This window comes from Chamaesiphon sp. GL140_3_metabinner_50, assembly GCF_025361915.1.
Taxonomy (GTDB): Bacteria; Cyanobacteriota; Cyanobacteriia; order Cyanobacteriales; family Chamaesiphonaceae; genus Chamaesiphon.
In genome coordinates this window covers 1-19,993 of the sequence record NZ_JANYJC010000018.1, presented here as the reverse complement: position 1 = coordinate 19,993, position 19,993 = coordinate 1, and the positions used below count along the sequence as shown (strand labels likewise).

18 protein-coding genes are annotated in these 19,993 nt (G+C 45.3%); 12 read left to right on the top strand and 6 right to left on the bottom strand.

Going from position 1 to position 19,993, the window contains the following annotated elements; genetic code table 11:
• The coding region (locus Q0R35_RS00870; RefSeq protein ID WP_295613514.1) for an ABC transporter ATP-binding protein at positions 1-681 on the bottom strand (681 nt) is incomplete at its 3' end.
• A 175-nt stretch (positions 682-856) separates the two neighbouring features.
• On the bottom strand, positions 857-1,684 hold the full coding sequence (gene dapB / locus Q0R35_RS00865; protein WP_295613513.1) for a 4-hydroxy-tetrahydrodipicolinate reductase: 828 nt from the start codon (positions 1,682-1,684) through the stop codon (positions 857-859).
• Positions 1,685-2,004: 320 nt separating this feature from the next.
• On the opposite strand from dapB, the gene Q0R35_RS00860 reads away from it, so the two are divergent.
• From Q0R35_RS00860 to Q0R35_RS00850, 3 genes are all read left to right on the top strand, one after another.
• Complete coding sequence (locus Q0R35_RS00860; protein ID WP_295613510.1) at positions 2,005-2,238, top strand: FeoA family protein; 234 nt, start codon at positions 2,005-2,007, stop codon at positions 2,236-2,238.
• A 167-nt stretch (positions 2,239-2,405) separates the two neighbouring features.
• A complete protein-coding gene (gene feoB, locus Q0R35_RS00855; protein WP_295613508.1) occupies positions 2,406-4,274 on the top strand; it encodes a ferrous iron transport protein B in 1,869 nt (622 codons plus the stop codon).
• 206 nt (positions 4,275-4,480) lie between these two features.
• Positions 4,481-4,843 (top strand): response regulator, encoded by a 363-nt coding sequence (locus Q0R35_RS00850; protein WP_295613506.1) that lies wholly within the window; start codon positions 4,481-4,483, stop codon positions 4,841-4,843.
• Between the two features lie 10 nt (positions 4,844-4,853).
• On the opposite strand, the gene Q0R35_RS00845 is transcribed toward Q0R35_RS00850, so the two are convergent.
• The gene (locus tag Q0R35_RS00845) at positions 4,854-5,384 is read right to left on the bottom strand and encodes a tetratricopeptide repeat protein (protein ID WP_295613503.1); all 531 of its coding nucleotides are present in this window, start codon (positions 5,382-5,384) and stop codon (positions 4,854-4,856) included.
• 366 nt (positions 5,385-5,750) lie between these two features.
• On the opposite strand from Q0R35_RS00845, the gene Q0R35_RS00840 reads away from it, so the two are divergent.
• Entirely contained in the window at positions 5,751-6,998 is a 1,248-nt protein-coding gene (locus Q0R35_RS00840) for a sensor histidine kinase (RefSeq protein WP_295613499.1), read from the top strand.
• Here Q0R35_RS00840 and Q0R35_RS00835 read toward each other — a convergent pair.
• Positions 6,985-8,349 (bottom strand): cation:proton antiporter, encoded by a 1,365-nt coding sequence (locus tag Q0R35_RS00835; RefSeq protein ID WP_366944792.1) that lies wholly within the window; start codon positions 8,347-8,349, stop codon positions 6,985-6,987. The genes Q0R35_RS00840 and Q0R35_RS00835 overlap by 14 nt on opposite strands.
• A gap of 85 nt (positions 8,350-8,434) precedes the next feature.
• On the opposite strand from Q0R35_RS00835, the gene Q0R35_RS00830 reads away from it, so the two are divergent.
• From Q0R35_RS00830 to Q0R35_RS00805, 6 genes are all read left to right on the top strand, one after another.
• Entirely contained in the window at positions 8,435-8,737 is a 303-nt protein-coding gene (locus tag Q0R35_RS00830; RefSeq protein WP_295613497.1) for a DUF3288 family protein, read from the top strand.
• 247 nt (positions 8,738-8,984) lie between these two features.
• Positions 8,985-10,064 (top strand): PIN/TRAM domain-containing protein, encoded by a 1,080-nt coding sequence (locus Q0R35_RS00825; protein WP_295613494.1) that lies wholly within the window; start codon positions 8,985-8,987, stop codon positions 10,062-10,064.
• Between the two features lie 215 nt (positions 10,065-10,279).
• Positions 10,280-11,296 carry a porphobilinogen synthase gene (gene hemB, locus Q0R35_RS00820; RefSeq protein WP_295613491.1) on the top strand — a complete coding sequence of 339 codons (1,017 nt, stop codon included), beginning with the start codon at positions 10,280-10,282 and terminating at the stop codon, positions 11,294-11,296.
• A gap of 411 nt (positions 11,297-11,707) precedes the next feature.
• Positions 11,708-12,718, top strand: a complete 1,011-nt coding sequence (locus tag Q0R35_RS00815; protein WP_295613488.1) for a DnaJ C-terminal domain-containing protein — start codon at positions 11,708-11,710, stop codon at positions 12,716-12,718.
• 141 nt (positions 12,719-12,859) lie between these two features.
• A complete protein-coding gene (locus Q0R35_RS00810) occupies positions 12,860-13,630 on the top strand; it encodes a Spy/CpxP family protein refolding chaperone (RefSeq protein ID WP_295613485.1) in 771 nt (256 codons plus the stop codon).
• A 167-nt stretch (positions 13,631-13,797) separates the two neighbouring features.
• Entirely contained in the window at positions 13,798-14,118 is a 321-nt protein-coding gene (locus Q0R35_RS00805) for a hypothetical protein (RefSeq protein ID WP_295613482.1), read from the top strand.
• Positions 14,119-14,289: 171 nt separating this feature from the next.
• On the opposite strand, the gene Q0R35_RS00800 is transcribed toward Q0R35_RS00805, so the two are convergent.
• Positions 14,290-15,843, bottom strand: coding sequence for an NAD(P)/FAD-dependent oxidoreductase (locus Q0R35_RS00800; protein ID WP_295613480.1), 1,554 nt, complete (start codon positions 15,841-15,843; stop codon positions 14,290-14,292).
• Between the two features lie 105 nt (positions 15,844-15,948).
• On the opposite strand from Q0R35_RS00800, the gene Q0R35_RS00795 reads away from it, so the two are divergent.
• Together Q0R35_RS00795 and Q0R35_RS00790 are read left to right on the top strand one after the other, a co-directional pair.
• The gene (locus Q0R35_RS00795; RefSeq protein WP_295613477.1) at positions 15,949-17,136 is read left to right on the top strand and encodes a nitrate/nitrite transporter; all 1,188 of its coding nucleotides are present in this window, start codon (positions 15,949-15,951) and stop codon (positions 17,134-17,136) included.
• Positions 17,137-17,236: 100 nt separating this feature from the next.
• Complete coding sequence (locus Q0R35_RS00790; protein WP_295613474.1) at positions 17,237-17,437, top strand: CopG family transcriptional regulator; 201 nt, start codon at positions 17,237-17,239, stop codon at positions 17,435-17,437.
• Between the two features lie 323 nt (positions 17,438-17,760).
• Here the strand turns inward: Q0R35_RS00790 and polA are convergent.
• Positions 17,761-19,993: DNA polymerase I (gene polA, locus Q0R35_RS00785; RefSeq protein ID WP_295613471.1), on the bottom strand; the 2,233-nt coding region annotated here is incomplete at its 5' end.

Sequence of the window (19,993 nt, the reverse complement as noted above, 5' to 3'; positions counted from 1 at the left end):
CAAAGTCATAATTACGTCCATATTATGTTCGATAATTAGGAAGGTTAAACCATCCTTGCGCCAGTTAAGAATATGACCGCAAATATCTTCAATCAATCGCGGATTGACCCCCGCAGCAGGTTCGTCTAATAAAATTAATTGCGGATCTGTCATCAACGCTCGTCCGATTTCTAACAGTTTGCGCTGTCCCCCCGATAAACCCCCCGCATAATCATTTGCCTTCGCACTCAATCCCACCGAAGCCAGAATCGACATCGCTTTATCTTTCGACTCTAGTTGTCGCGCCCGTACTAGGCTAGGTTGTAATAATACCTCCCAAATTTTTTCGCCAGTTGCCTCTCTGGCTCCTAGCAGCATATTCTCTAATACCGACATTCGCGAGAGAGCTTTAGCTACTTGAAAAGTCCGTACCATCCCCAGTCTCGCAATTTGATGGGGTTGCAAATGCTGAATGGCTCGACCATTTAGTTCGATTTTGCCAGAATCCGGGCGAATAAAGTTAGACAAGAGATTGAAAAAAGTGGTTTTCCCCGCTCCATTTGGGCCGATTAAGCCAGTGATACTCCCTCTACTAACTTCAATTCCGGCTGTCTGAACTGCTCTAACACCGCCAAAAGTTTTACATAATCCTTGCGCGGATAGTAATGGCTGGGTAGACATGGGCACGTAATGGTTGGACATGTAAAATCGGTTGGGAGATGGGAGATGGGAGATGGGAGAGTAAGAAGTAAGGAGTAAGAAGTAAGGAGTAATAAGTAAGAAGTGGGGAAATCCCCTCCAAGGAGGGGTGCCCGAAGGGCGGGGTGGGTAGATCTTCGCTAATACCTAATACCTAATACCTAAAGCCTGAAGCCTACTAAAGAATTTTTTCCAATCCATATACTAGCGATTTTAAGCCTAAAATCTTGCGGATGGCGAGGAGAACTCCGGGCATATAGCACGATCGATTGGTGGTATCGTGGCGGAGTAGATAGATTTCACCAGGCGCACCGAAGATAATTTCTTGATGGGCGATGTAGCCGGGGAGTCGGATGCTATGAATGCGGATATTCTCGTCAGCGATGCAGCCTCTGGCTCCGGCAATTTTTTCGGATTCGTTGACGCTCGGTGGGTTGAAGGTTTTGCCGAGTTCGCCGAGTAGTTGGGCGGTTTGGATGGCGGTACCGCTGGGGGCATCGGCTTTTTGATTGTGGTGGAGTTCGATGATTTCGACGTGCTCGAAAAATTTGGCAGCTTGAATGGCGGCTTGCTGCATTAGTATTACCCCGATCGAGAAATTAGGGATAATCAGACAGCCAGTACTTGCTTTGTCGGCAAATTCGGCTAGTTCCTGAATCTGGTTGGTACTCAATCCGGTGGTTCCAACTACCGGGCGCACCCCGTAAGCGATCGCCGATCGTACGTTTTCATAGATACTGTCAGGGTGGGTAAAATCGACCATCACGGCTGGTTCTTTCTCTTGAGATGCCATTGCCAGGATCGCCTGAAGATCGTTCATTACAGGTATCTCTAAGGCTCCACAGCCAGCGATTTCGCCAATGTCTTCGCCCAGTAGTTTGGGGTTGCGATCGATCGCGCCGAGCAACACCAGATCTGGAGCATTAGCGACGGCTTTAATTACTTCTAGCCCCATTTTACCCGCCGCACCATTGACGACGACTGGAATCGGCCCGCGATCGCTCATACCTACTCTACTCCTTGGCTGACAAGTCTATAATCGACCATTATGACATCTTCGCGATCGGCTCTGAAAATCCAGTATTTTTATTATTGCTATTTATTCTCAAATGAGAGTACGATTGATAAAGTTATCGATGATACTGTCGATCGATTTACTTACGAATTAATCACTCCGATTTTAGCCGCCAGAAAATTGATAGCGAGCCAAGAGCGAATCGAACTACGAGTAATTCCTATAATCTTCAGCTTCGATCGGCTCTAGAAAATCGACTAACTGTAAAGTCTTCAGCACCAAACGCTATTAATTATCATCAGTAAAATCAAATGTCATTGGCAGAACTTAGCGCACTTCCTCTAGAAACCACTGCCTCGATCCTGGGTGTAAATGCCGATACAGCATTAGAACATCGATTGCAGGCATTGGGGTTTCGAGTTGGCAAGCAAATATCGGTAATTCGCAAAGCCTGGTTGGGCGGGCCGCTCCATGTCAGAATTGGGACTACAGAAGTAATTATGCGCCGCTGTGATGCCAGATCGATCCAAGTTCAGCCGAATTAGGTTTTAGGTTTTAGGTTTTAGGTTTTAGGTTTTAGGTTTTAGGTTTTAGGGGAAAAGGGTAAAGGGTAAAGGGAAATAGAATTCCACTCCCCCATCTCCCCGTCCCCCCGTCTCCCCGTCTCCCCGTCCCCCCGTCCCCCCGTCTCCCATCTCCCATCTCCTTCGCAATGGCAAACTCTATTAACTGTAACAAGTGCAACTCAGATGGTAGTCCGTTATTAGATGTTACTAGTACGGCTGGATTAAAGCAGATTGCCGTGCTGGGAATGCCGAATACGGGTAAGTCTACCTTTTTTAATCGTTTGACTGGGGCGAATGCTAGTGTCGGGAATTGGCCAGGAATTACTGTCGATTTAATGGCTGCCAAAATTAAGCTAGGGCAGCAAGAAACTCAAGTAGTAGACTTGCCCGGAATCTACGATCTGCGAGGATTTTCAGAAGATGAGGAAGTGGTACGCAAGTTTCTAGAAAGCAATCCCGTTCATTTAGTTATTATCATTCTTAATGCCGCACAGCTCGATCGGCAGATTAGTCTCGCACTCCAAATCAAGCACATTGGTTTGCCAGCTTTACTGCTATTAAATATGGCTGATGAAGCTCCAAAATTTGGAGTCCAGATCGAGCCAGAATCGATTGCACGGCATCTGGAAATGCCTGTCGTGCAGATGAGCGCAAAATACGGACAGGGCTATGCTCAGGCGCGAAATTCGATCGTCGCACAATTGGGTCGTCAGTCAGAGCCAATGCTAGCTGGTAAAATAGACAAAAATTTAGTCACTGACGCTGAGTTTGCGACTGAAATGGGCGCACTACTTCAGGATGGTTTCCACGTATCAGCCGAATTTAAAGAGACCATAACGACTAAGATCGATCGAGTGTTGCTCCATCCTGTATTCGGGTTGCCAATTTTCTTTGGCTTAATGTACTTAATGTTTCAGATGGTTTACACCATCGGGAAGCCATTGCAAGACGGTCTAAATTCGGGGGTAGAGTGGTTTAAGACGGCTGCTGTAGAGCCAGCTTTAAGCTTTCTACCTAAGTTTCCCCACGATTTGCTCATCGATGGGTTGTATGGGGGGATGGCGACGGTTGCGGCGTTTCTGCCAGTAATTTGGATCTTTTTTATCTGTATGGCGATCGTCGAAGATAGTGGATACTTATCTCGATCGGCTTATTTAATGGATGCTTTCATGGAACGATTGGGCTTAGATGGTCGATCGTTTGTCATGTCGTTGATGGGTTTTGGGTGTAATGTCCCCGCAATTATGGGGTTGCGAGTCATGCGCTCTCCCGCGCTGCGGTTGCTATCGATGTTGGTGATTCCATTTTCGCTGTGTTCGGCGCGGCTGAATGTATTTATCTTTATGACGACGGCATTATTTAATGCCAACGTTGCACCATTGGTGCTATTTAGCCTTTATTTATTTAGCTTTGCCGCCGCTATTCTCACAGCGTTTATTTTCAAAGGTAAGTACCCCAATCAAGAGCCATTAATTCTCGAATTACCGCCCTACCGCTTTCCTACCGTGCGACAAATGCTCCTGCGCGCTTGGAGCGAAACCAAACATTTCCTGCGGTTTTCATGGCGATTTATTATCTTTGGGGTAGTAGCAATCTGGCTGTGCAACAATCTCCCAACGAATGTCGAACCTGCCAGTGCTGGCACGATCTCCGGTGAGATCGGACGTGCGCTCCAACCCATTTTAGGCCCGATCGGGATTAATCCCAAGCTATCGGTCGCACTGATTTTTGGGTTTATTGCCAAAGAAATTGTTTTGGGAGGGCTAGCCGTGATTTATGCCACCAAACAGGATGCTGGATTAGCTGGAGCGATTGCTAAAGAAATCGACTGGGTACAGGCTTACAGCTTTATGTTGTTTACACTATTATACGTTCCCTGTCTTTCTACGGTCGCAGTAATTAAAGCAGAGTCAAAAAGCATCAAATTCGCAGTAATGGGAGTGCTATGGTCGTTAGTACTGGCTTGGAGTGCGAGTTTTATCTTCTATCAAGGTGCTAGACTTTTAGGGTTCTAATTGGTGGGAGTGCGGTCTTAGCTTTTTGTAGCACGCGATCGGGAAATATGAGACTTGTATTCTGTTAAACTAGTAGTAGTCGATCGGTGAGACATGTAATTATAGCCAGAAGCTAGCAGGGCTGCTATGAGTTTTTGGATTCACTACTCCTCGATCGCGTCAGCTTCAACTGTGGTTGCTACTACATTAGTTTTTAAAGCCGAGAAATGAGGAAAATTTTAGTTGTCGAAGATAATAAATCCGAACGAGAGTTGATAACTCTCTATCTCCAAAACAACAACTATCAAGTTATCGGGGCGGATAATGCAGCGGATGGCATGGAATTAGCCGCACAGCAAAAGCCAGATGTAATTATCACTGATATTACAATGGAAGGAATCAATGGCTTTGAATTTTGTCGGCTGCTCAAAGTATATCCCGATACCGAGCAAATTCCGATAATTGCTTGTACAGCTCGCGATCGAGAATTAGATCGGATGTGGGGGCAAAAACAGGGTATTGATATCTACATTACCAAGCCATATTCCGAACGAGATCTAGTTGATGCGATCGAATCAATCTTTAATTAGCGAACGAAATTTAACTTAACATTCCCGATAAATTATCGATGCTAGTATTTAAAGCAATTAAATCTAGCATATACTTGGCTCGCTCAGAGTTACCTTGCTCCGCAAATAACTTAGCTGCTACTTGCCAGTCAATCGCCGCTTCTCGTTCGCCATATAATTCTCGATAAGCAAAGCCACGATTAGAATAAGCAAGTGCAAAATTTGGTTTTAATTCAATCGCCTGACTATATTCACCAACGGCTAAAGCATAATTTTTTATCGAACTATATAAATTACCGCGTCGATAATAACCGATCGATAGTTTAGGATCTAGTTCGATCGCCCGATTGTAATCTGCGAGAGCTTGTGCTTCTTTATCTAACTTATAATAAGCATCTCCGCGACAGCAAAAAGCCAGCGCAATGTGAGCATGAAATTGAATTGCTAGCGTATACTCAACGATCGCGCCTTCATAGTCGCCATCTTTATATTTAGCTTTAGCTGACAACAATATATCACCAGCATCTATAATTGCAGTTGCGTTATCTACGCGTTCGAGCATATGGTTACTTTTAATTGCATGGTTGACGATCGAGAAATTTAGATAGACTCACTCGTGTTACATTTAGTCTAACGAGGCTGACTGACTAAACAGCCACAAAGATCGTCACCGTCTCTATTTATTTTTGTCCGATCTCAATCGATCGGATCGCTATTGCTAGCTAAATATATTATCGTATTCTAAATATACTCAAACGAATTAGGATCGGGATCGGTATAAGTACTGGCTTCATTATTGCGACACTGTTGTTACGATAATTGGCAGAGAAGATCGAAAAAAAGGTAACATCTAAAACTTCAACAGTAGCCAGCGATGCTTCACTCACAGCATTCACCTCCTCCTCAATCCCTATAAATCGAAGCATTCATGCGTCACCCCCTAAGATCGTTACTATATATAGAGTGGATTTTATTTGCAGCGATTATGGCATCCGAAGTTTCTAACTCCGGGCAACCGATCGAACTAAAATGGTTCAATATTGGGATTGTGGTGTTGTTGGCAGTGATGGGGTTGCAATTACCATCCGATCGGAAATTTTCACTCAGAATTCTCTATACAATCGCTCAAGTCATCCCAATTTTGGTGGCGGCTTATATGCAAATGCGCCCGGTTGGTTTGCTCTATATTATTGTAGTGATTCGGAGCTATTTACTATTTGGGAGACAATATCGGTTGTGGATTACTGGGGGCATATTTGCTTTGTATCTGATGACAATGAATTTATTTCCTTATCGTCGTCAGCATTCAGAATCTCGATCTTCTACAGGAGCGATTAGCCACAGTTCGAGATCGTTACCACGCGGTAATGCACCAACTATTCCTGGCGAAGAGTCACCACTAGCAACCCGCCGCGAACGAGATGGATTTCGGTGGGGATTTGTATTTTTGTTTGGGGGGATATTACTCAGTTTACAATTACTAGTAGATCGAATTTTAGCTGAAAAACATGCGAAAGAAGAACTCGCGATCGCCAATCAACGCATTCGTAATTATGCCCTTAAAGCCGAAGAAAATGGCAGTTTGCAAGAGCGCAATCGGATCGCCCGCGAAATTCATGATTCGCTAGGACACTCGCTGACAGCTCTTAATTTACATTTAGAAATGGCTGTAAAGCTGTATCAACTCCAGCCCGAAAAATCTCGCGAAGTTTTAGTAGAAGCCAAACGACTCGGTTCGATCGCTCTGCAAGATGTTCGGCAATCTGTATCGGCTTTGCGCTCCGATCCATTTGCCAATCGAGATTTAACTACTGCTATTAATAAGTTAGCAGATGACTTTAAATTTTCCAATCACCTGCAACCGATCTGCGATCTAGAAATACCGATCGATCTACCCCAATCTACTAATATTATTATCTATCGCATCGTGCAAGAAGCTTTAACAAATATTAGCAAACACGCACATGCTAGTGAAGTAAATATCGAAATTAAGACTCAACCTGCCACAGTAGAATTACGAGTTACCGATAACGGTCGGGGATTTATCCCAACTCATAATACTACCGGGTTTGGACTCCAAGGAATGCGAGAGCGAGTGTTATCATTACAAGGTCAGTTTGAAATAATAAGTCTGCCCGATCGCGGTTGTCAAATTGTGGCAATTATTCCTGTTTAGGTAAAACATCGATCGCAGGTGCAAAGCGATCGAACGCAATTCGTAAAAATGGCGGAGCTATAAAAGTGGTAACAATTACCATCAAAATAATTGCCACCTGCAATGGTTTATCGATCGCACCACTCGTCGCCCCAATGCCAGCAAATACCAAGCCTACCTCACCGCGAGGAATCATCCCTACTCCGATCGCGAGTCGATTGATATTTGGTTTACCGAATACTACCCATCCCGTAATTAGTTTGCCAGCAATAGCAATTAAAATTAAAAAAGTAGCAATAATTAATCCACTACGATATTCAGAAATAAATGGATTTAATACGCTCAAATCTGTCCGTGCGCCGACAGAGACAAAAAAGATCGGGACGAGGAGATCGGCAACAGGTCTGACCATTGCATCCAGTTCGTTACGCGTATCGGTTTCATCGAGTACCAATCCAGCGGTAAAAGCTCCAAGAATTGCCTCCAAATGAATGGCATTACCTAAAAATGCCATGAAGTAAGCAAAGATAAACGCTGGAATGACGATATTACCGCGAGTTTTTAAAGACTCAACTACCAGCGTAAATCCTTTGTTAAAAAACCCACCTAACAAAATCGAACCAACTAGAAATACCGTCGCGCTGACAATTAAATAAATAACATTTCTAACATCAACGGTACCCGTTTTTGCCAAACTAGCAACCACAGCTAAGACAATAATCCCCAACACATCATCAATCACCGCAGCACCGACGATAATTTGACCCTCTACAGATTTGAGTTGTCCTAATTCTGACAATACTTTAGACGTAATGCCGATGCTGGTTGCCGTCAGTGCAGCTCCAGCAAAAATCGCGGGAATCGCAGGTACGTCAAAAATTAGCATCAATCCAATCGTCCCTGCCAGAAAAGGCGCAACTACACCTACACAGGCGACGACAACTGCTTGCACTCCGACTGCTTTAAGTTGGCGTAAATCGGATTCCAATCCAATTTCAAATAAGAGAATAATTACCCCTAATTCTGCCAACACCGAGATAACTTCACTCAAAGATTCAAATATACTTTCAGTCACTACTGGCGACAGGTGATAAATCCACTGCAACACGTCCATAATCATCGAATCGGCGGCAGAGACGTTATCGGTAAAAACAATTGCATTCAGAGCCGATACACCCACGATTACACCGACAACTAGTTCGCCTAATACAGGTGGTAAATTTACTTTTTGGGAAATCTCCGCACCGATTTTACTAGCGAGGTAAATTACCACTAAGCTCAGGAGAACTCCTGTCAACAAAATGGGAGCATTTTCGGTTGCTACCACCGCCAGCATCGGTGTCGATGTGGGAAAATAATCTACGCTAGCCATCGCCAACGACAAAACGTTTGAGGGAAAACACAACATGGCAGATATTTGAGAGTAAAATGTCGGTATTTAGATACCTTCTTACCATATGGCGGAGCAAAGCAGATTACCACAACGACATCCTCAAGAAAAGATCGATCGAGCAATCGTCGATCGATTATTAGAAAGCGATCCTCAAGAACCAATGGCTCTGGCGGAACTCGCCAGATTGAGAATTCGATATAATGGCTTCCCTGGTGCGACGGATATTCAAGCCAATCTCGATCGATTATTAATCGAATGGCACATGACTGAAGCTCAATTATTTGCCAAAACTCGCGAACTACACAACACCGAACCCATCTATCAAGTCAAAGCTCGTAAATATCAAGAGCAAGAAGACTGGAATTAGGTTTTAGGAAGCGGGGAGCGGGGAGTGCGGAGATGGAAGAACGGAGTTCGGAGATGGGAAGATTTTGAATTTAAAGCCACATAATATAATATCCCCACACATCCCATACCTCCTCTCTCATCTCCGCTCCCCCCTCCCAACTTAAATGCAACTTAAAGTTACCATGGTGCCGTGTAACCGATCGGTACCAGATATAATGAGACATAGAGATATCTAAATCATACTCGACTCGATCGGACGCTTACCCATGCTCGACTTTACTATTATCCTGCTCCTAATTCTTGCAGCGGCAGGCATTGGCTACGATATCGTGGAGATATTACCCAGTGAGATGTTGGCAAAAGTTACCAATCAAGAGGGTTTGCGAATCGTCTCAGCCGGGTTTGCGGCATTCTTTGGGGGCATCTTCGGATTTGTGGTCAAAACTGCTTACCGCCGCCTAGAAACTCAGGTGCGACAGCTCCCTGTAGATGTGCTGTTAACCAGAGCCGTTGGCTTAGTAATTGGGCTGTTAATTGCCAATTTAATGTTAGCACCAGTCTTTCTGTTGCCGATCGCCCCAGAGTTTTCATTCCTCAAACCGCTACTGGCAATTTTAGGTAGCGTGATGTTTTGCTATTTGGGAGTCACACTCGCCGATACCCACGGCGGCGCATTTTTGCGATTGCTCAATCCCCAAAATGTCGAATCGATGTTAGTTGCCGAAGGTACTCTCAAAGCCATCTCGCCCAAAGTAATCGATACTAGCTGCATCATCGATGGGCGCATTGAAGAGTTATTAAATACCGGATTTGTAGAAGGACAAATCTTAGTGCCGCAGTTTGTGATCCAAGAATTGCAGACGCTAGCAGATGCCGCCAACGATATGAAACGGATTCGCGGACGTAGGGGTTTAGATATTCTTAACCGGATGAAAGATGGTTTTCCCGATCGACTCATCATTCACCCGATCGATTACCAAGATATCACCACTGTGGATGCTAAATTAGTCCACTTTGCCAGTGAAATTCACGCGACATTGCTCACCAATGACTACAATTTAAGCAAAGTTGCCAATCTGCAAGAAGTCTCCGTTTTAAATGTCAACGATCTCGCTCACGCAGTGCGCCCGATTTATTTACCCGGCGACTGTCTCGAAATAAAAATTATCAAAGACGGCAAAGAAGCCGCCCAAGGCATCGGCTATCTCGACGATGGCACGATGGTCGTCGTCGAAGAAGGTCGCAAATACGTTGGTGGTGGCTTACGCATTATCGTCACCTCCGCACTCCAAACCTCCGCCGGACGAATGATCTTCGCCAAACCATACGCCTCGATGATGGCATAGAGAGATGGGAGATGGGAGTAAGAAGTAAGAAGTAAGAAGTAAGAAGTAAGGAGTAGGGAGTAAGGAGAATTTTGGATTGAAAATTTATTTATGCTCCTTATCCCTCATCTCCCATCTCTCATCTCCCATCTCAATACATCACAAACCCTTACAACATTCTATTCCGATCGAACTTTTTCGCTATAATCATTGGCTACTGCGATCTACTTATTCCTATGTCCCGATCGAATTCTGAAGCCGAACAGCAACTTTCTCTTACCAAACGTCCCCGTCGGTTGCGGCGCAATCCGACTATTCGCAGCCTAGTTAGCGAAACTCAACTAACTGTGGACGATTTAATCTATCCGATGTTTGTCACTGAAGGCGAAAATCAACGGGTAGAAATTGTTTCCATGCCAGACTGTTATCGATATAGTCTCGATCTCCTGCTCAAGGAAATTGCCGAGATCTATAGCTTGGGGATTAAAGCAGTAGCCTTATTTCCCGTCGTCTCAGAAACCAAAAAAGACGACAATGGTACCGAGAGTTATAACCCCGAAGGATTGGCTCAACAGGCTGTCAGAGCGATTAAAGCTCAAACTCCTGGCATGATGGTAATTACCGACGTTGCACTCGATCCTTTTACTACACACGGACACGATGGCGTAATTGACGAACAGGGTGTGATTCTCAACGATGAAACCGTTGCCATCCTTGTGAAAATGGCTGTCTCGCAAGCCGCAGCAGGCTGCGATATCGTCGCCCCTTCAGATATGATGGACGGCCGAATTGGGGCGATTCGTCAAGGTTTAGATGCCAATGGTTTTACAGATGTGAGCATTCTCGCTTACTCAGCTAAATATGCGTCTGCTTATTATGGCCCCTTCCGCGATGCTCTAGATTCTGCGCCCAAATTTGGCGATAAAAAAACTTACCAAATGAATCCGGCGAATACGCGCGAAGCTTTACTCGAAGTCGAACTCGATATCGCCGAGGGTGCTGATATGGTGATGGTCAAACCCGCACTAGCATATATGGATATCATCCACCAAGTCAAAGCCAACTGCAACGTTCCAGTTGCCGCTTATAATGTCAGTGGTGAGTACTCAATGATCAAAGCCGCCGCCCAACTCGGCTGGATCGACGAGAAAAAAATTATGATGGAAACACTGCTGAGTATCAAACGCGCTGGCGCAGATCTAATTCTGACCTATTTTGCTAAGGATGTTGCCTTAATTTTGCATCATAAGTAATGGTAAACGATCGCGATTGGGTTTCGCGATCTCCACAGTTGTGGAAAGGGATTCATAAATTTTGTAGGTAATAAGGGCATAATGAAGTAACGAGTATCTCCGGTGGGCTTCAGCACAATGCAGATGCTACGCTTACGCCAACGGCAAACAGTTAGGAGCTTGCAATTTAATAAGCTACCAGTCAGGCAGGTTTCGACTTACTTCGACTTGTACTGAGCTTGCCGAAGTGTCGAAACCTAAACCCACAAATCTCTGGGATGTTGTTTCCACGCAAGTCCGTTATCTCTAGCCACCCTCTTGATTTGCTCAACCGTCGGGACACCCGACGAGCGCAAATCGCCCTCTTGATTTGCTCAACCGTCGGGACACCCGACGAGCGCAAATCGCTATCCATTAGCCTCTGACTGAAATATGGCAGCGACAAATTTTCGAGACTATTACGCGCTCTTAGGAGTGAACAAGAACGCTAGCGCAGACGATATTAAAAAAGCCTATCGGCGATTGGCGCGTAAATATCACCCCGATCTCAATCCGGGGGATAAAACTGCTGAAGCCAAATTCAAAGAAATTACCGAAGCAAACGAAGTGCTATCGGATACCGAAAAACGCAGTCAATACGACAGATTCGGACAATACTGGCGACAATCAGAACAACCGAAAAGTAACCCGCGATCGACTGCTGGCAATAACCCTAGCAATACTCCACCCGGCGACTTTAACACCGTCGATTTTGGACAATACAATAATTTTGATGATTTTGTCAACGAGCTGCTAGGGCGATTTAATAACAATGCCAGTAACTCAAATCCGGCTGGCGCAAAGACATCAGCCAAGACTAGCAGCGATGGGTTTAATACCAATACTACCACAAGTAGTTCTAGTAGTGTCGGCGGCGATCGCGAAGCCACCATCAGCCTCTCGCTCACCGAAGCCTATAAAGGTGTCCAAAAAAGCTTCAATCTCGGCACCGAAACAATCAAAGTCCGCATTCCCGGCGGAGCCAAAGCTGGCAGCCGGATTAGAGTACGCGGCAAAGGTAATATCAACAACTACAAGCAACGCGGCGATTTATACCTCACCGTCGAATTGCAAGCCCATCCCTTCTTTCGATTAGAGGGCGAACAACTCATGTGTGAAGTCCCCGTCACCCCCGACGAGGCTGTTCTGGGTGCCCAGATCGAGATTCCCACCCCAGATGGAATGGTGACAGTTAACGTGCCTGCTGGCGTGCGTTCTGGTCAATCTCTGCGACTGCGCGGTAAAGGCTGGGCAAATCCACGCGGCGAACGCGGCGATCAATTAGCCAAAATAATTATCGCGACTCCCAAAACCGTCACCCCCAACGAACGGGAGCTATATGAAAAAATTCGCGCCACCCGGACTTTCGATCCTCGCAATCATTTTAAGCAGGTTAGTCTTTAGGTTTTAGGTTTTAGGTTTTAGGTTTTAAGGATTGGGAACACACCATCGAATTTGTTCCCAGATCGAGGGTTACATTTGTCACGATTCGATCGTGACTTTAGCTCGATGTGAGGATTGGGACAGAACGAATAAGATAGCAGCATGGAAATCAAACACAGCTCTGTCTCAAACCACCCCGAACCCACCATGTTAAACAAGCTAGCTAAATTACTCCCCCTGTTTGCCCTCGTTATAGCTACACCATCATTTGCTGCTGGTAACTACTTCAGCCACAACCATACTCACGGACAAATTGCTGCTGGTGAGACAGGAACGTATCTCAATAAGCTCGATCTCACCCCCGCCCAAAAGACCAAAGTCGAAGCACTACGGGCAGCTACAAAGACGCAGATCGATGCACTATTAACTGCCGAACAACGTCAACAATACCAACAGATTGAGGCGCAACGCCAAGCCACCAAACAAGATGGCAATAATCTGAACCTCACCACAGAGCAAAAAGCTCAACTCAAAGCCATTCGCGAAACTAACAAAGCGCAATTTAAGGCAATTCTCACCCCCACACAACAAGCACAAATTACTCAAAGTGGTGGTGGATGGGGTAAAAATGGCGCGAATAAATTAAATCTTACCGCCGAGCAGCAAGCCAAAATGCAACAACTACGGGCATCTGCTCGCAGCCAGATGGATGCAGTTCTCACTCCCGCACAACAGCAGCAAGCGAAAGTACGTCAAGAGGCTCGCCAAGCGAGGGGGAACACTTGGAAAAGCCTAAATTTGACCGCAGAGCAACAGACAAAAATTAAAGCTATTCGTGAATCTAGCGATCGAGAATTGAACGCAATTCTCACCCCAGAACAGCAAGCCCAACGCAAATCTCATAAAAATGGTAAATGGCAGAAAAATAGTTAACACTATTGAGTAATCCCCCTTTTTAACTAATTGCGATCGGCTAAATTTTTGCACATAGATAGCGTGGCTAATCGATAAGACTCTGTCTCGCTAGATCGATCGCCTAAAGACTTGTTATTTAGATCCCAAGCAATTTCAGTTATTTTCACTTATCATCGGAATTTAAAATGTTAAAAGCTACTTCATTAGCACTCAGTTTACTCGCAGTTATCGCGATCGCACCAGCGTCTCAAGCCGCGACAAATGCCCAACCTCTATCCCTTCAGCAACCAGCCGCAAACCTCCATTCTCAGATTATCTTAAAAATTGGTGGGCAGCAAGAAGACCGTGGGGTAGCACGTCGTCGAGAACTAGAGTTAGAGCGGGAACGGGCAGCAGCACGCCGTCAAAACAAATACTATTCTCAACGTCGCTCTTACGTTAAGTATGATAAAAACTCTTACAATCATCGTGAAAACGAGCGTGGTGAATATCGCCGCGACCGCTAAAACGCTAGACTAAATCTGTTTGTTCTCTCGTACAGATGACGATCGTTTTAGCTCAACCCACCGCAGGGTTGTCAACTTTCTGCTAGTGATGTAAAGAGCAATTTGGGTTAATTAAATAGCGTGGCTAATCGATAAGATTCTGTCACGCTAGATCGATCGCAATAATATTCATCATCCTTTAATAATGGCTTCCGCCGCCATTATTCCAGTAGCACAGCCACCTTCCATATAACCTTGAGCATCGATCGAACAATGTTCGCCGATAAAGAAGAGGTTACCGACTCTTTCACCTTCTGCACCCGCAAATTTAGTCCATTGTCCGACTAAATAACAAGCATAAGACCCCCGAACGTAAGGGGAATCGATCCAATTAGTAACGATCGATTTATTCGAGGCTAGAGTTTTTACACCTGGAAAAATTAGATCGAACTGACTGATAAATTTATTGGCAACTTCTGTGGGCTTAGATTTACCTGACTTTACGCCCAAATCGCCACCACTAAAACTAGTAATAATGCCTGCTTTAGTCTCGTTGTAGCGGCTCGATGCCCAGGTTTCGCTGGTATCTAAATCGCTAAATGATTGACCGTTAGATTTATATTTAGTCCGCCATAATCTTTCGCTATAGCTGGTAATTAGTTTAGTATTGGTACCGTAGCCGATTTCGTTAATTGCTGCTTGCTTAACTGCTGGTAATTGCACGCCAAGATCGAGTTTTCTGAGCATGCTAAAGGGTAACGCTAAAATAACTCGATCGAATGTGTATTCTTGACTAGTACCTCCCGATCGCAGGTTGACTCGATAGCGATTATTTGGAGTAGATCGGATCGATTCTAGCTGGGTATTTGTCTCGATTCGATCGCGCAGTTTTTCGGCTAATTTAGTAATAATCTGTTGATTGCCACCGCGAATCTGATACCTTTGGTCGCTACTACCAAATATTTCGATTTTATCTGGCTCTTTACCAATTAGTAATAATAAATTAAGTGCCGATTGTCGATCGATCGGTAATCCATATTCATTAGTGTAGGCAACTTCGATAAATTGCCGCAAGATTGAGTCGGAACAATAACGCGCCAGATAAGCATCAATCGAGATCCGATCGAGTTGAATAGCACGCTGATTAGTCGATTTATAATTTACTTCGCCGATCGCTTTTACATCTCGATCGATCTGTTTTGCAAGCGGCATAAAAGCCGTAATTAATTCTTTTCGATCGACCGATCGGTTTTTAAAAAACCAGGTATCTTGAGTCAAGCCGCGATCGCCAGCCCATAAATCGACTTCAACCAAACCTAGTGAAGCCGCCAATTTACGGATATTTTTATGTCCAGAATCGATAAACTCGCCACCTAACTCGACGGTTATATCCGTACCCAGAGCCTTGGCTTGACTGAGCATCCTACCGCCACTCCGCTGACTGGCTTCCACAATTCGGACTGGTACGCCAGATCGATCGAGATAATAAGCCGCCGTCAATCCGGCAATTCCCGCACCAACAATTAGAACTGGAGCTGTCGCCGCATCAACTTTATGCTGATGGGCATCGATCGTGACAGCAGCAACGGCACCAGCCGCCGCCAGAGAGCCTTGCAACCAGCGACGACGACTAATTTGCATCTCCCACCTTTCTAGGGCTGTTGCTGACGAAATGCCCCTAAACTGGGCAAATCGGGCAATTTGATAAGCACGCCGCAATATCTGAATTAAAGGAGTTTTCGCCATAATTATGAATTAAATGCAAAATTAGCATCGATATTTTCAAAAATGGGATAAACATTTGAGATCGATCCCATTTTTACGTCCTAGTTTAGTGACATCATATTCTGAGTGTCTTTGTCTGTATATATGAATACTGCCGATCGATCTCCAGCCAACCAAAATCTATTTCTGGCGACAATGGCTTTCGCCGTGGCTTTTGCCAATTGGGGCATTATCTCCGGGTTAGCACCGTTACTGAGAAAAGAATTGGGGCTATCGGTGACACAAGCCAGCGTGATGATTGCCATCCCAGTCTTATTAGGCTCTCTGGGGCGAATTCCGATGGGGTTATTGACCGATCGTTATGGCGGACGGATCGTGTTTAGTATCTTACTCGCATTTACGATCGTTCCTGCTGTCGGTTTATATCTCAATCATTCTTATTCCAGTCTGCTATTCTGGGGCTTCTTGATGGGGCTAGCAGGTACTTCTTTTGCCGTAGGGGTCGCTTTTGTCTCTGGCTGGTTTCTGCCTAGTCAGCAGGGCACCACGCTGGGTATTTATGGGGCAGGGAATATCGGTCAATCGGTGGCAGTGTTTGGCGGGCCAGTGTTAGCAGCTCAGATCGGTATTCCGGCTACATTTCTGGTGTTTAGTGCGGCTGCGGTAGCATGGGGAATTATTTTCGCGCTCACTGCCAATAATGCCAAGCCGCCGAGTAAGTCGAAAACATTTGCAGAAAATATTGCCGTATTAAAAACCGAAAAACTAGCTTGGGTATTAAGTATTTTTTACGCGCTCACCTTCGGTGGTTTCGTCGCGCTGAGTATCTATCTACCCACCCTCTATAGAGAAGTCTTCGCACTCACCCCCCCAGACGCAGGCGCAAGAACGGCAATTTTTGTATTAGTAGCAACTCTATCCCGCCCAGTGGGAGGCTTGTTGAGCGATCGCATCGGCGGTCAAAAATTGCTACTCTACGTGTTTTTAGGCATTGCGGCGATTGGTTGGTTGATGGCAATGCCTTCGATTTGGCTATTTACGATCGGAACTTTAGGCTGTGCGATTTTATTTGGGTTGGGTAACGGTGGCGTATTCAAACTCGTCCCGCAATATTTCCCCCAACAAACAGGCAGCGTCACCGGATTAGTCGGTGCCGCAGGTGGCTTAGGCGGCTTTTTTCCGCCGATTGTCTTAGGGATTTGCCGCGACATGACTGGTAGCTATACGATCGGATTTGGATTGCTGATTGTTTTTGCCCTCAGTTGCACGGGTATCCTCAGCCAGACATTCTGGAAATCTAAAATATCAGGGTAATCGCACCAATCCAAATAGCCGCATGTGAGTAACAATAATCCACCGCCGCTCGAATCTAGATCGGGGTATGATGGTATCATCATACCTGTGAGTTGAAGTTATGAAACAAAAAATTGCGATTGCACTCGATCGAGATCTACTATCTTTTATCGATCGACAAGCTCAAGGCAATCGCAGCGATTATTTGAATTCTCCGATCGCTCAAGAACGGCGAAAAATATTAGAACAAGAGACAATCGCCGCTCTTCAAGCAGATATTCAAGATCTTGAATATCAAGCCGAAATAGCCCAATGGGGTTGATTAGACAATCGAACTCGCTCATAGATTATGGCGTAAGTAATCGTAACTATAAATTCTAGAATTTAGTCATCAGTTAAAGCCCTCAAATAAATTTGGGGCTAAGAGCACAAGTTCGTTTCAACGAACTAATATTTCCGGCAGTTATCTTCTCTTCGAGACGCTTCGCGAACAGATAACTTTGGCTATGAGCGCGAAATTCCATTTCAGCGCGGATGCAGATTGCACTAATAACCCACACCCGACTACCTCCAGCACGCTTCGCGATCGAATCCACATAATGATTTGGATATGAGTGGGCATTATCCATCATCTAAATTCAAGACCTACTTCGCGTCCATCCAATTAGCCCCAACCCCAATCTCCGCCACCATCGGTACACTCAGATCGATCGCGCCTTCCATCGTCGCCTTAATCTTCGGTTGCAACTCCTCCCACTCATCCTGAGGGATTTCCAACACCAATTCATCATGAACTTGCAATAACATCTTCGCTTGATATTGCGCCAATAACTTATCGATTTCAATCATCGCTAACTTAATAATATCCGCACTCGAACCCTGAATCGGGGCATTCGCCGCAGCTCGTAAATGCCCTGCATCTACTTGTCCGAGATTGCCGAGATTATCCAGATCGATGCTGTTTGGATCGCTGCCTTTTAAGCCGCGCAATTTACCACTTTCAAATCGGAAATACCGCCGCCGTCCGCAGACAGTTTCGACATATCCGAGGGCGATCGCTTCCCGTTTAATGCGTTCTAAGTAGTCAAAAATGCCGGGATATCGATCGTAAAACTTATCGATGAAGATTTTGGCTTCGCTAGCTTTCATGCCAGTTTCTCGCCCGAATCTTGCCGCACCCATACCATAAACTACGCCGAAATTAATAATCTTACCCATCCGGCGTTGTTCGCTGGTGACGGTATCGCTTTCAAACAATAGTTTGGCGGTGACGGTATGGATATCTTCGCTTTGGTTATAAGCAGTTATTAAAACTGGTTCCTGACTGAGGTGAGCCAGGATGCGGAGTTCGATTTGGGAGTAGTCAACTGCGGCGAGGAGCCAACCAGAAGCAGGAATAAAGGCGCGGCGAATTTGGCGACTAAATTCGGTGCGGATGGGAATATTTTGGAGGTTGGGATTGGAGGATGAAAGTCTACCCGTAACGGTAACAGCTTGATTGAAATCGGTATGAACTCTGCCCGTTTTGGGATGTATTAATGCCGGGAGGGCATCGACGTAGGTAGATTTGAGTTTGGAGAAAGTACGATGTTGTAAAATTAGATCGACGACTTCATGTTTGCCTTGCAATTTTTCGAGGGTATTGACATCGGTGGAATAACCGGATTTAGTTTGGCGGATACCTTTGGTGTCTAATTGGAGTTTGTCAAATAATATCTGGGCGAGTTGCTTGGGCGAACCGAGATTGAATTTTTCACCAGCCAGGGCATAAGTTTGCTCTTCGATTTTGGCTAAGTCTTCAGCTAATACTAGCGAGAGTGTTTTCAGATATTCAGCATCAATATTGATACCGCGATCCTCCATGTTGGCGAGGATCGGTTCGAGGGGGATTTCGATCTCTTGCAATAGCGCGAGTAACTTCGGTGCGGCGGCTAATTCGGCTGTGAGCAGACTGTGGAGGCGGTAGGTACCCCAGACATCCATCCCGCAATATTCGGCGACGGCGGGGATACTAATACTCGCAATAGTTTGTCCTTTTGGTACTAAGTTATCGTAGCTCTGGGGGACGATGCTCAGATAGCGGCTGGATAAATCGGTGAGGTTGTGGCTACTGTCGGGATTGAGGACGTAGCTTGCCAACATCGTATCGAAGACAACGCCTTTGAGGTTGATGCCTTGGTTTTTAAATACCAATCGATCGAATTTAGCGTTTTGCAATACCTTAGGATAAGTCGCAGATTCGAGGATCGGTTTGAGATTTGTCAGAACTAATTCTAGATCTAAATTATCACCCGACTCGTGCCCGATCGGAATATATGCCATCCGATCTGGTTCGCCTCCCCAACAACAACCAATCCCCACTAATTCCGCATTACGCGGTTCTAAATCGGTAGTTTCGGTATCCCAAGCAATGGGACGATTTGGATCTATATGTTGCTGGAGATTGGTAATTAAAGCTTGTAATTTGGCAACAGTATCGATAACTTGTGGCTGAATCGGCGATTGCCGACTGAGTTGAAATTTATCCGTATCTTCGGCACTAAAAAACCACATATCGTCACCGCCATCATCAGTGACAATCGATCCCTGCGGTGTGACAATCTCGCGCACTGGTTCGTGGGGACTATTGATACTCTCAGGAGTCGGAGCCGCCGCACCTCCAAAAGCTTCTTGCAGCTTTTCGATATCTTTACTAAATCGATGCAGTTCCAATGTTTGCAAAATTGGCTGCACCTGTTGAAAATTGAACCCAGTTAACTTCGTCTCTGGTAACTCAATTTCTAACGGTACATCAGTAATAATTTTCGCCAAATACTGAGAATGAGTAGCATCATCCTTCCCCGCAATTAACTTCTTACCATTCGCACCTGGAATCTCC